Genomic DNA, 201 nt, shown 5'->3' with positions numbered 1-201 from the left:
ATTGAACGTCCCAAAAAAACAGCGGCAGTATTACAGCGGCAAGAAAAAGCGACACACGGTTAAAATCCAGGTCATATACGGCAGAGAAACTGAAAAAATCATCAGTATCCGGACGGGGATGGGTGCTCAGCATGACATGCGTTTAGCCAAGAGGCACCTTGCAGAGCTTTATCCCTACAAAATAGTCATTGCGGATAAGGG

1 protein-coding gene is annotated in these 201 nt (G+C 46.3%); it reads left to right on the top strand.

The annotated features are described in order from the left end of the window. Positions 1–201, top strand: a 201-nt coding sequence (locus ACTHSL_RS14450) for a transposase family protein (protein ID WP_440381772.1), incomplete at both ends; no start/stop codon positions are given.

The sequence above is a fragment of the Neisseria sp. P0008.S010 genome, from assembly GCF_051962715.1.
Lineage (GTDB): Bacteria > Pseudomonadota > Gammaproteobacteria > Burkholderiales > Neisseriaceae > Neisseria > Neisseria elongata.
This window is presented reverse-complemented; position numbering and strand designations above follow the sequence as displayed.